General features: G+C 42.9%; 13 protein-coding genes. All 13 read left to right on the top strand.

What is annotated here, in order from left to right:
• Positions 1–285: 285 nt before the first annotated feature.
• The 13 genes from KI362_RS12035 (at position 286) to KI362_RS11975 (ending at position 12,772) form a co-directional block, all read left to right on the top strand.
• Positions 286–591 carry a hypothetical protein gene (locus tag KI362_RS12035; RefSeq protein WP_044477628.1) on the top strand — a complete coding sequence of 102 codons (306 nt, stop codon included), beginning with the start codon at positions 286–288 and terminating at the stop codon, positions 589–591.
• Positions 592–781: 190 nt separating this feature from the next.
• The gene (locus KI362_RS12030) at positions 782–1,537 is read left to right on the top strand and encodes a YveK family protein (RefSeq protein ID WP_301627420.1); all 756 of its coding nucleotides are present in this window, start codon (positions 782–784) and stop codon (positions 1,535–1,537) included.
• Positions 1,518–2,210 carry a CpsD/CapB family tyrosine-protein kinase gene (locus tag KI362_RS12025; protein WP_301627419.1) on the top strand — a complete coding sequence of 231 codons (693 nt, stop codon included), beginning with the start codon at positions 1,518–1,520 and terminating at the stop codon, positions 2,208–2,210. The genes KI362_RS12030 and KI362_RS12025 overlap by 20 nt, the downstream gene beginning before the upstream one ends.
• 222 nt (positions 2,211–2,432) lie before the next feature.
• Positions 2,433–3,323: a UTP--glucose-1-phosphate uridylyltransferase GalU gene (gene galU / locus KI362_RS12020; protein ID WP_301627418.1), complete on the top strand. Its 891-nt coding sequence runs from the start codon at positions 2,433–2,435 to the stop codon at positions 3,321–3,323.
• A 70-nt stretch (positions 3,324–3,393) separates the two neighbouring features.
• Positions 3,394–4,026 carry a sugar transferase gene (locus KI362_RS12015; protein ID WP_301627481.1) on the top strand — a complete coding sequence of 211 codons (633 nt, stop codon included), beginning with the start codon at positions 3,394–3,396 and terminating at the stop codon, positions 4,024–4,026.
• 21 nt (positions 4,027–4,047) lie between these two features.
• A complete protein-coding gene (locus KI362_RS12010) occupies positions 4,048–5,163 on the top strand; it encodes a glycosyltransferase (RefSeq protein WP_301627417.1) in 1,116 nt (371 codons plus the stop codon).
• 157 nt (positions 5,164–5,320) lie between these two features.
• On the top strand, positions 5,321–6,595 hold the full coding sequence (locus KI362_RS12005; RefSeq protein WP_301627416.1) for a hypothetical protein: 1,275 nt from the start codon (positions 5,321–5,323) through the stop codon (positions 6,593–6,595).
• Positions 6,570–7,745, top strand: coding sequence for a glycosyltransferase family 4 protein (locus KI362_RS12000; protein ID WP_301627415.1), 1,176 nt, complete (start codon positions 6,570–6,572; stop codon positions 7,743–7,745). The genes KI362_RS12005 and KI362_RS12000 overlap by 26 nt, the downstream gene beginning before the upstream one ends.
• Positions 7,745–8,875, top strand: a complete 1,131-nt coding sequence (locus KI362_RS11995; RefSeq protein ID WP_301627414.1) for a glycosyltransferase — start codon at positions 7,745–7,747, stop codon at positions 8,873–8,875. Before KI362_RS12000 ends, KI362_RS11995 begins: the two co-directional genes overlap by 1 nt.
• Positions 8,872–9,444: an acetyltransferase gene (locus KI362_RS11990; RefSeq protein ID WP_301627413.1), complete on the top strand. Its 573-nt coding sequence runs from the start codon at positions 8,872–8,874 to the stop codon at positions 9,442–9,444. Before KI362_RS11995 ends, KI362_RS11990 begins: the two co-directional genes overlap by 4 nt.
• Before the next feature lie 37 nt (positions 9,445–9,481).
• On the top strand, positions 9,482–10,513 hold the full coding sequence (locus KI362_RS11985) for a glycosyltransferase family 4 protein (RefSeq protein WP_301627412.1): 1,032 nt from the start codon (positions 9,482–9,484) through the stop codon (positions 10,511–10,513).
• Between the two features lie 3 nt (positions 10,514–10,516).
• A complete protein-coding gene (locus KI362_RS11980; protein WP_301627411.1) occupies positions 10,517–11,422 on the top strand; it encodes a glycosyltransferase in 906 nt (301 codons plus the stop codon).
• Positions 11,423–11,431: 9 nt separating this feature from the next.
• Positions 11,432–12,772, top strand: coding sequence for an oligosaccharide flippase family protein (locus KI362_RS11975; RefSeq protein ID WP_301627410.1), 1,341 nt, complete (start codon positions 11,432–11,434; stop codon positions 12,770–12,772).
• The last annotated feature ends 16 nt before the right edge of the window (positions 12,773–12,788 follow it).

Genomic DNA, 12,788 nt, shown 5'->3' with positions numbered 1-12,788 from the left:
TTATAAAACGCTTACATTAAATAAATGATTGGAAAAGCATCTCAAACGAAGATAAGTCGTGTTACTTTTCAACATAAATCAGGAACTCTAGACTATGTCTTTTTTCACTCAAGAAATGTTTACAATTATGTAATAATAACAGCGAGGGGAGAATTGGAGTCCGGATATAACCCTTTCCGTGGAGAGCTATATTGATTTAAAGTGCGTTAAGATGGTTAAAGCAAATAGGTAAGCTCCATTATTTCAAGGAACTTAGACTTGATGAATTGAATTGAGGATGCAAAGATGAATGTTTCCAATAGTGAGCAGCGGCAAGTACGACTGAAGCAATTTTTGAGAATACTGTCGGAAGATCCTTCTCTATCGCATCAAGTTGAGCAAGGGAAGTTGAGATCATTGGCTGAACTTCTTATGGTCTCCGGTTATTGGCCATGCGGCGAACCCGTTAATATGTCTAGTGTAGTGTCGTTATCGTTAAAGAAGCTAGGTCTTGAAGCTGGATCAGAGGAACTGATAGAATACATCATGAATGGCGGAACGGTTGAAAGCTTTATAGATTCGGTAAAACAGGGTCCATTTAATCGCCCCTAGATGTTCGCGAATTGAATAACTTAAGTCAATGTTATGAAAGGAATATCCGCGGGATTTTATTTCTGCGGATACATTATGGCCTTAAGTTCTCGTTTTGAATAACTATTATATTAAAATTATTCATTATGAATTGTCTAGTTGAAGCAGCATCGGAAGAAGACGTCACATAACTAGTAACGGAGGAAACAATTTGGAACTAAAACAATATTGGTTAATCGTCAAGAGAAGGTTGATATTGATCGCATTGATTGTAGCGATAAGTTGTCTATCCGTAGGCATTTACTCTTACTACTTCATCACACCGCAATATGAAGCATCAGCTAAACTCATCGTTAACCAGTACAAGGACAGCAGCTCACTCATACCGAGTATAGATGTCGGCTCTATTAATTCTACGATCGGGCTAATTAAAACTTATAAGGAAATTATCAAGACACCAAGAATGATGAAAATTGTCGTTAAAGAGTACCCAGAACTTGGGGCAACGTACAACGAGTTGATTGGGAAAGTAAGCGTCAGTTCAGTAAATGAGACGCAGGTGATGTCCATTACAGTTCGTGACAATTCCTACGCTAAGGCCGCAAATATTGCTAACGCTGTTGCAGTAGTCTTTCAGAAAACGATTCCTGATCTTATGAAGGTCGACAATGTCTCCGTCTTGGACAAAGCCGATCCCAAGGAATTCCATGGGCCGATCGCACCGAATCCTAAGCTTAATATTGCGGTTGCTTTCTTATTGTCCTTGATGCTCGGCGTGGGTATTTCATTCCTGTTGGATTACTTAGATGACACGATAAAGACCGAAGAGGATATTGAAATGGTGCTTGGGGTGCCGGTGTTGACTTCAATACCAAGGCTCAAAGAAATGGATCTTAAGAAACAAGAAGATACAGGGTCATTTAAGCCGACAGCTGGGAGGGATAGCCATGTCTCGTTCGACTCCTGAATGGAAGTTGATTACAGAGAGCAATCCGAAATCACCGATCTCCGAAGGATATCGGATGTTGCGAACAAATATCGAGTTTTCAACGATTGACCAAAAGCTCCAAGTCATCATGCTGACTTCATCCAAACCGAATGAAGGAAAAAGTACCACCAGCGCGAATATGGCCGTCGCTTTCGCTCAAGCCAATAAAAGGGTGCTGCTGATTGATGCCGATTTAAGAAAGCCAACGCAACACCATATCTTTGGAAAGTCCAATCGTAACGGATTAACGACAGCATTGTTTAAACAGAAGGACATCCATGAAGTGATCCAGCAATCCGACACGGAGAATCTGTCGCTTATTCATGCAGGTCCTACCCCTCCCAATCCGTCGGAGTTACTGTCATCGAAACAAATGGCGGCACTGATTGCAACAACCAGGGAAATGTTTGATGTCATCATCATCGATACACCACCTATCTTGTCTGTCACGGATGCTCAAATTGTAGCGACCCAAAGCGACGGTGTCGTCCTCGTTGTGGACTCGGGGAAGGTGAAGAAGGACGTTGCGCTCAAGGCGAAGGCTTCATTAAGTCATGTGAATGCCAAGCTTATCGGGGTTGTACTCAATAACATTAATCGTAAACATTCGGATGCCTATTCTTATTATTACGAAGATATCAACGAGGCTTAGCATGGCTTATTTATACTACAATTCTACAACGCACTCTTTATAGCCCTGGAAGTTGTGAACAGGAAGGTAATGTCTCCTGCACCTTTATCACTGGAGGCACTCGATCATGCTGTGGGTCAGTGACCTTAGACGTTTGTCGTCAGGGGTGTGATGTGAGGAAGGGTTCAATGCCCTTGTAATTTGTAATTTGTTTGCAAAAAAACAGGATAGGGTGGGTTCCATATGAAAAAAGTGACAAAAGCCATTATCCCGGCTGCAGGGCTCGGTACTCGTTTCTTGCCAGCAACGAAAGCCATGCCAAAGGAGATGCTTCCCATTGTCGATAAGCCAACCATCCAGTACATCGTGGAGGAAGCCATTGAATCGGGAGTCGAGGACATCATTGTCGTAACCGGTAAAGGAAAGCGGGCGATCGAGGACCACTTCGATATCGCATTTGAACTTGAGCATATTTTAGAGGGAAAGGGAAAATTTGACATCCTGGAAAAGGTTAGAAAGTCATCTCATGTCAATCTCCATTATATCCGGCAGAAAGAGGCCAAGGGACTTGGACACGCTGTTTGGTGTGCGCGTAATTTCATTGGAAATGAGCCGTTCGCCGTTCTGCTTGGTGATGATATTGTGGAAGCCGACATTCCTTGCACAAGACAGTTGATTGAACAGTATGAGCTTACCGGACGTTCGGTCATCGGTGTTCAGAGTGTCGAGGATGATCAAACACATCGGTATGGCATTGTAGACCCGGGTGAGAGAGTGGGTAACCTTTACCAAGTAAATCGGTTCGAGGAAAAGCCTCCGCAAGGACAAGCACCTTCAAATCTGGCCATTATGGGCCGTTATGTTCTTACTCCCGATATTTTTGAATATTTGGGTAGACACGAACGTGGAGCGGGTGGAGAGATTCAACTTACAGATGCTATTCAAAGGTTAAATGTAGCTCAGGGTGTTTACGCCTATGACTTTCAAGGAACTCGTTATGATGTGGGAGAAAAGATCGGATTTATTATGACAACGATTGACTTTGCACTTCGAAATCAAGAACTTAGACAACCATTAATATCAGGGTTGGAAGAATTGATGGAACGTGAGATCCGTAAACAATTAACCTATTAAGGAGTGATGTAAGATGGCACCTTCACCATATAGGGATGAAGCAGTAATCGGTTTCTCGGATTATTATTTGATGACGAGGTCTAAGCAAGAAGGACCTACCCTGTTCTTGGTATTCAAACGAACCATAGATATTTTAGGTTCACTGGCCGGGTTGATTCTGTTAAGTCCATTATTCGCCATTATGGCCATTCTGATCAAATGGGAAGATCCATCGGGTCCTGTCTTTTTCTATCAGACAAGAGTTGGTAAGAACGAAAGGCTATTTCGGATGTACAAGCTCCGTTCAATGTATACAGATGCCGAAGAAAGGCTGAAGGATCTGCTTGATAAGAACGAGATCAGCGGAGCGATGTTCAAAATGAGAAATGATCCGCGTGTAACGAAAGTCGGGAAGTTTATTCGGAAGACGAGTATTGATGAACTTCCGCAATTAATCAATGTGTTGCGCGGGGAAATGTCCTTGGTTGGTCCGAGACCGCCCCTTACAAGAGAAGTAGCGGAATACACAAATTATGATAAGAAACGTCTGGCTGTCACCCCAGGCTGTACAGGACTTTGGCAAGTTAGCGGTAGAAATAATCTTAGTTTCAAGGAAATGGTCGATCTTGACATTACTTATATAGAGAAAAGATGCATTGTGCTTGATATGAAAATAATCTTAAGAACAGTGAGAGCTATGTTCGGCTCCAAGGATGCATTTTAACCAGAAAATGGAGGGGAGATCATGGTTAGAGTCCTTCATATTTCGGAGTTTACTAAAGGCGGGATTGAAACCCATCTAAATGAGGTATTGAAGTACCAATCGGGCAATCATGATGTTTATCTTATGGCATCTCAGCAGAATTCGAACCGGGATACGCTTTGTATCCATCCTGATCGTCTGCATCTGTACTCCTATAAGAGAAGTCCTAAATATTTTCTCAAGGCGATGCATTCGATACATAGGATGATCAAAGAGATGAATCCGGATATTGTACATGTCCATGGAACGTTTGCGGGTTTTTTTCTGCGAACGTTGTTTTTTTTAAAACGGAAGCGGCCGGTTGTGATTTATTGTGCCCATGGATGGGCTTTTCTTATGGACACGAAGCCGTGGAAAAAGGTTGTATTTGCAGCCGTGGAGAAACTATTATCGCTTCGGACTGATTTCATCATCAACATCTCAAACTATGAATATCAGAACTCGATAAGCTATGGTCTGCCTGAAAAGAAATCAGTAGTTGTGTATAACGGGGTTTCGGATACGCCGCCAGGCAATCATGCGCCATTTGAGGTGGATAAGGACAGCATTAATCTGCTATATGTAGGTCGCTTTGATCGTCAAAAGGGCTTTGATTTGCTGCTTGAAGTGTTTAAAGAACACTCCTTTGGAAATGTCTGCTTGTATTTAGTCGGAGATACCGTATTAAAGGAATTTGAATATGATTATCCGAGTAATGCGGTCAAGATCGGTTGGGTGGATAATTCGCAAATTGATCGTTATATGCAAGCTTGCGATGCGGTGATCGTTCCGTCTCGCTGGGAGGGCTTCGGGATCGTCGCGATCGAGGCATTACGAAATAAGAAGCCCGTTATTGCCAGTAATCGAGGCGCACTTCCGGAGATCATTAAACATGGAATCAATGGATATATCTTTGATTTTAATAATAGGGAAGAGTTAGCTCATATCATTCAGAGACTTAATAAACAACAACTTCAAATGATGGGAGAGAGGGGGGAATTGATTTTTAACGAGAAATTTCATTCGGATAAGATGAATGAACAAATTCAACAACTATACGAAGAAGCATTGAAAAATCGAAGGGATCGTTATTCTAAGGCTGTTAGCAAATATGTCTAGATTCACGAGGATGAGGACGAAGATGAATGCAAACTTACAGAAAAGTCATCTGATATATACAGAGCAGATCCAGAGTCAATCGAATAAAGTGCAATTTTTTCTGGCGTTATATCTTGTTTTCTTGTTATTGTTGACACTCTATCAGGATTTCCCTCTAGTGAATCAAATCGGTGAAATTGGCAGATCGCCCATAATTACTCTGTTTCCACTGTTTATATTTTGCGAGATCGCTTTGCTTTCGAAATATAAGCAGGTGATGTATGTATCAAAGATACAAAAGTATTTATTTACACTTATTCTTTATTTAAGCTTCATCAGCATGGTCTATATTCTCGTTCAATTCATGCAGGGCAGCTACAGCTTTGGGACTGAGAACTTGCTCGGCAAAGCGATCAAGGTGTTAATCTACTTTGTTACCATCCTGCTCTATGTCCGGCATATGCAGCTTGTCTTTTCGAAAATACAAAGCGTCAGGCTGCTCTACAGCAGCTTTTTTGTTGTGGTCACTTTTTTGCTGGGCATTATGATTGTGGAACTAGTTAGTATGCCTAATGCGCTAACCTTTCTGCACTCTAAAGATACCCCCTATTGGCGAGTGAGATTGCTCACCTCTGAGAGTAGTACAACAGGGTCGATTATCGTCGTGTATTCTGCGATTCTAATCTACTTGTCGAGACATTTAAACCGATTTGCCAGGACACTGTCTCACTTGTATGTTGCTGGTTTTTTTCTGTTTTATTTATTCGTTACGGGATCGAAGGGATTTTTGATTGTAAGCTTATTGACGTTAATTGTGACGATGATCAAATTTCTTGATTTCAGGAAGAAGCGAAATTTCATTCTGCTTTTTATGGTCATCACAGCTATGTATTTGTTCATTGCTTATTTTTCCGCAGGATTGATCGGGTCGTTCAGCAACGATATTGAGAACTACACGTCGTCTTATACACGAATGGGCACAATTATAATTGCCATAGCTACCGTCTTCCATCATCCATTTGGGGTGGGCACGGGGGCTTATTTAATGTATTTCGATCATTATTTAAATGACGCAATAAACCTGATGTCGCGTTTATACTACAGCCTGTTTAGCGTAAGCCAGATCAATGCGGGAGAGTTGCTGCAATACACGGGCTCGGATAAAAATTTGGGCGTTAAATCGGGCTTCTTCCAATGGGTGATGTTTGGTGGAATTTTCGCATTCGTATTTTTTTATCTGCTGGCTAAAAATCTGATCATAAAGGTGAAGTCGAGTCTCATTCTGTTTGTCGCGCTAATATTCAACTTGTTCTCACTGCTCTTTGTGGCGCTTGAGATTAAATATGAGATATGGCTATTATTCGCTTTTATTAGTCTTTTTCTAGGGAATAAAGAATTTAATCACACTTACACCGGGGGGTTGCAAGATGAAAATACTAGTAGTATGCAGTGACTTTCCATACCCCGCCGATCATGGGGGACGGGTGGATACATGGGGAAGAATTAAAGTGCTGTCCGAGCTGGGGTGGAACATCCATCTCGTCGTTTGCGGCAAGCAAATTCCCTCCGAGGAAGAGATTAAAGTTGTCTTTCAATATGTAAATAAAGTGAAATTATGCGAAAGACGGAGCAGGCTGGTGGATTTGCTTCATGCGTTTCCCATGCAAGTCAAGTCGCGGAGTGAACTGAAGCATGTGAACATCGATGAGGATTATGATTATGTGCTGCTTGAAGGCGATTATGTGTATCCCATTCTTAAGAACCCGCTGATCAAACAAGGTAATGTCATTTTGCGGGTGCACAATGATGAAGCGATCTATTTTAGCGCGTTAGCAAGAAGCACGAAAAATATGATTCATAAGTTGTACTATCACATGGAGAGCCGGAAGTTTATGAGATTACAAAAGAAAGTACTGGAGCAGGTGGATAAGTATTTGTTTATTTCTAATAAGGAGTTTGAAGACTTCCAAAGACAAAATCCATCTGCCAAAAGCATATTTTTACCGCCACCGGTTCGTAAGGAGACGTTCCTTTCGAACAACTTTCAGGATAAACATAAGCATATAGTATTTATAGGCTCGTTGTTCATGCCGAATAATCGGGAAGCGATTGAGTGGTACCTTGAGTACGTTCACCCATTGCTGTTGCAGGAGAAGGATTACAAATTCATTGTAGCCGGGAACAGCAGGAAGCAGAGCCTAAGCTGGATGCAGGCATACGACTTGAGGAATGTGGTTGTGTACGACACGCCGGAGAGCTTGGACGATATTTACAAAGACGGGTATTTGTTCGTTAATCCAATGCAGAACGGTGCTGGCGTAAAACTAAAGACAATCGAGGCGATTCAGAATGGGCTGCCGGTTGTCTCAACCTCTACTGGCTATGAGGGTACAGGCCTCGTCCCCAATAAGCACATTATGATCGCTGATAGTCCGGAGACATTCTATCAGCGTATTAAAGAACTGCTGCATCAACCCGCACGGGCACAAGAACTGCTTGAAGCATCGCAGCAGTTCATTCGCAGTCATTATGATCATAAAGAGGTGCTCAAAGGTTACATAGATTCATTAAATCCTAATGCTCAAATGAAGCAGGTGCTGTGATGGATAGAACAAAAATTAATGTCTTGTTTGTTACGCATGCGGATAAGAAGGGCGGAGCCGAACAAAGCTTGATTCATTTAATCAATTATCTGGATACATCCCAATATCAAATCTTCTTACTAAGTCCTGAAGATGCGGACTACTTGACTGAAATTCGGACGAAGTTCATTCATTTTCCGCTTCGCCTAAACAGTATTAAGAGGAAATGGGGCTTAGGCTATTTGCAGACGGTATTTCAGATTCGGTCTTTCGTGATGAAGAATAACATTGAAATTATCCATGCCAATGGATGGCGGGCTCCGTGGTATATAGCACCGCTTAAATTTATTGCGAACAGCAAGCTGGTCTGGCATCACCGGGACTATACACACTTGCGCATGTTTAACTCCGTGCTGCCGCGGTTCTTCGATCAGGTCATCTGTATCTCTCAGTTTGTGGCGAGTTCAATTCAAGGCAGTAACAAGACGATTATTTATAACGGTGTTGATCCAGAGCTATCCTTGAGCAGGAAGAACCGGGTATTTATGGAGGATGATACGCTCGTTATTGGAACATTCGGACGAATCGTAGAGTGGAAGAGATATCATTTGGTGATTGAAGCAGTCAAGAAATTAGCTCTTAACGGGAAGACCAACTGGAAGCTTCTGATCGTAGGAGATACATCAGTCGATGGATCAGAAGGATACTATAACGAGATGATCCGGAAGGTTAGCGAATATGGATTGGAACAGAACGTTATCTTTTATGGGTACAGTAAGAAGCCGCTTGATCTGATGAAGGAATGCGATCTAACGATTAATTTTTCTCTTAACGAGCCGTTTGGGAGAGTAATTATCGAATCTTTGCTTGTACAGACACCTGTCATCGTCTCTGATTCGGGCGGTGCCCCAGAGATCATAAACCTAACAAAAGGCGGGTTCATTGTAAGAGATGGAGATGTTGAGGCGCTCTATGAGACGATTCGGCAGGTTTACGATGGAAAGATTAACTATCAAGAGCTCTCCATTCAAGGCTATGCAAATGTAATGAAGGATTTTAACATGGCCACGATTACTCGTAAGGTAGAGGAAACTTACAGCCTGTTATTAGTAGACTCTCTGAAGCTAAAAGCTGGCGGAACATTACTATGAGAATTTCATTCAAGCAGATTCGAATCGGCAAGCTGCTTGCTGTGCTGAAGGGGGCTGTTATCCTGCCAATCAAGGCCAATTCCGTCGGTCGGCTAGGTCGAATTGCCGGAAGGCTGATGATAAGAAACAAGGGCAAGCTCGTCATAGGAGCCAATGTTTCTTTCCATGCCAAGCCTTTTCCCTCGTCGATTTCGGTTGATAAACAGGCAAAGCTGTGGGTAGGCGATAATGTATTTTTTAATTACGGCCTTGATATTGGCTGCACAAAGTCAATTCGGATCGGTGATAATACCATCATTGGTCCGATGGTTAACATTATCGATACGAACTTTCATCCGGTAGATGTGGGGGATCAGTCGTTTAGCAAAGACATTGTCATCTGTAATAATGTCTGGATTGGCCGGGGGGTTCTTATCTTACCCGGTATAACGATTGGACAAAATAGCGTGATCGCTGCAGGCAGTGTCGTAACGCGCAATATTCCGGATAATGTGTTGGCCGGAGGGGCGCCTGCCAGGGTTATTCGGGAAATCCACGTTCCGAAGGAATGGGTGCGCAGATATAACTGAGAAAAGTTGATTCCAGCATGTTTAGGGAGAGTTAGCGATGAAAGTATGGATGTGGCCGAAATCTAGCGAGTTGAACTTTTACAATGATTTATTATCGAATTCGCTTTGCAGTGCGGGCCTGGACATTATGGATCTGCGACATGGCAGGCTGATGCTGAAGGTCGGCCAAGTGAAATCAGGGGACATCGTTCACATTCATTGGATGCATCATGCCTACCAAAATGAGAATCCGCTGCTGTTTATCGTGAAATCATTCATCTTGGTATTGACGATGCTGTATTTGAGGTTAAAGAATGTACAACTGATTTGGACCATTCATAATCTGTATCCGCATCATGTGAAATATCCAAGCATGGAGCGCTTTATGCGGTCCTTAATTTGTCGTTTTTGCAACAAGCTGATCGTTGCTTCCGGATCGATTAAGTCAAAAGTAATGACGGAGTTCGGCGTTCCGGATCATAAGCTGTTCGTGGTGAAGCATGGTCATTATTTAGGTGTATACAGCCCCAATGGTAAGGATTTTAGACAAATATATAATATCGGCAAAGACAGCCATGTTTATTTGTTCATGGGCGCGATCAAGGCATATAAGGGTGTGGAGGATCTAGTAGAGGCCTTTAATTCAATAAAGACAGAACGATCTTACCTTATTATTGCGGGTAAAGCGGACCAAGAAATGCAGAATTATTTGCAGACTATTAGAGATAAGGATCGGGTGATTATGGATCTGCGATTCATACCTAATGAAGAGGTTGCCGATCTGATCAATGCGGTGGATGTCATGGTGATGCCTTATAAGGAAATTACAACCTCCGGCACCGCTATACTCGGGTTGTCGTTCAAGAAGCTGATTGTTATGCCAAAGAATGATTTCATTGATGAATATTTCAGAGAAGACATGGTTGTCAGTTATGATCCATCAGAAGGCAATGGATTAAAGAATGCAATGAAGAGGGCGTTAAATGTGAAAAAGGAAGAGAAATCACCTGAATATGAAGAAGTGCTTAGGGAATTAGACTGGAGACTCATTGCAAAGCAAATCAAAAACGTTTATCAAGGATGGGGATGAACGATGAACAGAGTCGTAACGGTGGCGATTTGTACACATAATCGAGCAAAAGATACAAGTGAAGCTATTGAGAGTGTAGTGCTCCAGAGTTACGCAAAAGAGGATATCGAAATTATTGTTATCGACAATCGATCCACGGATAACACCATGGATATGGTGAACGATCTGAGGCGTCGTCACGGATCAAGGATACGTTATATTTATGAGAATAAGCTCGGATTATCGGTTGCCCGGAATCGGGCGATACATGAAGCAAGGGGCGAGTATATTCTTTTTCTCGATGATGATGCGATAGCTTCTAAGGATTGGGTGCATGAAATTGTAGATGTTTTTGAGAGTGACCCTACGATCGGTTGTGTTGGCGGGAGAATAGACCCGATCTGGGAAGCTGCAGAGCCCTATTGGATTCCAGAAGAACATCGTTCAGTGTTTACGATTCTCGATTATTCCAGCAAAGTACAGGAAATGCCTGCTCCGTCTATTCCATACGGCGCGAATGTCGCCTTTCGAACGAGTATTTTTAAGCATATGAAGCCGTTCCGCGAGGACCTGGGGCGCGTCGGAAATAAATTGCTGTCGAGCGAAGAAAGCGAGCTGATTGCCAGACTTCGGGAAAATTACAAAGTATACTATACGCCTTATGGACAGGTCCAGCACAAAATAGCGAAGGAGAGAACGACAAAGAAATGGTTCCTGAAGCGGATATTCTGGCAGGGGGTAAGCGATGCGGTCAGACGCCAGGATAACAGCCCTATTCTTGTGATCAAGCATATCATCCGGATGCTGCAGGCTATTTTGTCGTCGATACTCTCCATTTTTCACTATAAGTCTTTCATCAGACAGATTACTAAAATTTGTTACCGGAATGGATCGCTAGTTGGTATCCTCCGCTACAACGGTAGGGGATGAGCAAAAAATATGAATCAGCTCATGTTTCGTAAAGCATGGAGTGGAGATGGATTAGTTCAGACGATCTTTCGTACCAGCGCAACAAATCTCTTAGTGATGGTTATCAGTACACTTACCTCGATTGTGACGGCCCGTATGTTTGGAGTTGTCGGGAAAGGTGAATTCTCGGCTATTATCTTCTGGCCAACATTACTTGCAGGCCTTGTGGGATTTGGCCTTCCGACATCACTAATCTACAACCTCAAACAAAATCGGGGCAGTGAGGCCGATTTTGTAAGGGCAGGCTTCCTATTTCAAGTGCCTGTCAGCATCATCACGGGTGTTATTGCTTGGACTTGGCTGCCCTCATGGCTTGGAAATTATCCTGAAGCGGTTATCGAGACCTCAAGGTGGTACACGGTACTAATGCTGCCGATCTTGCTTGCGGTTAATTTGATTTCTGCACTAGCGCAAAGCTGCGGCAAATTTAATGTGTATAACGGCGTACGTTTATTTTTCCCGCTCATCAATCTTGCCGGACTTATCGCACTGTGGATTATTGGAAATTTAAGTCTTCATTATGCGGCACTGGCATTTCTTCTAACCAGTGTATTTGTCATTTTCTGGGCTGTGTACAGTATGCGGGATGATCTGCGAATTCATTGGTTTAGAGATTTAGGTAATACCACGGCGGCAAAGGCTTTATTCGGTTATGGAAGCAAAGTATTTGGCGTAGAGCTGCTGGGGACCCTGTATTCTCAATTCGATAAGCTTGTCATTCTATCAATGCTAACAGCAAGAGATCTAGGTCTGTATACTGTCGTATACGCGTTATCACGGGTATTTAACGTTGTTCAAACAGCGATTACGAATGTTATTTTTCCGAAGGTAACCGGTATGGCGGCGGATGCGATCATGGCTACGGTTGGGCGGGCGTTTCGCTTATCGATGCTCTTGATGATGCTTGTTGTTGTTCCCTGTATGTTCGTCGGCCGCTTCCTGATGGGGATATTATTCGGTGCGCCTTTCTTAGAAGCTAGCGGAGCTTTCTATCTTTTGTCTATAGAGTGTATCCTCGGAGGCGGCTCATGGATCCTGGCATCCTCTTTCAACGCGATGGGTAGACCCGGACTTGTACTGATACGGCAGCTTATAGCGCTGACAGTAACGATCGGGTTATTCTTCGTATTGGTTCCATTATATGGCCTTAACGGGATCGCACTTGCTTTATTAATCGGTGCTGTCATCCGATTATTGGTGACGATGGCCGCGATGAGAATTGTATTTCAAGTAAAGATGAGCACTCTGTTATTTGATAAAAATGATTTTCGTTTTTTGCTGGAACGCATAAAGGACAAGACAAAAAAATAAAGGAGTGCGCTGAGAT

Source organism: Paenibacillus apis (assembly GCF_018333295.1).
GTDB classification, from domain to species: Bacteria; Bacillota; Bacilli; order Paenibacillales; family Paenibacillaceae; genus Fontibacillus; species Fontibacillus antibioticophila.
This window is presented reverse-complemented; position numbering and strand designations above follow the sequence as displayed.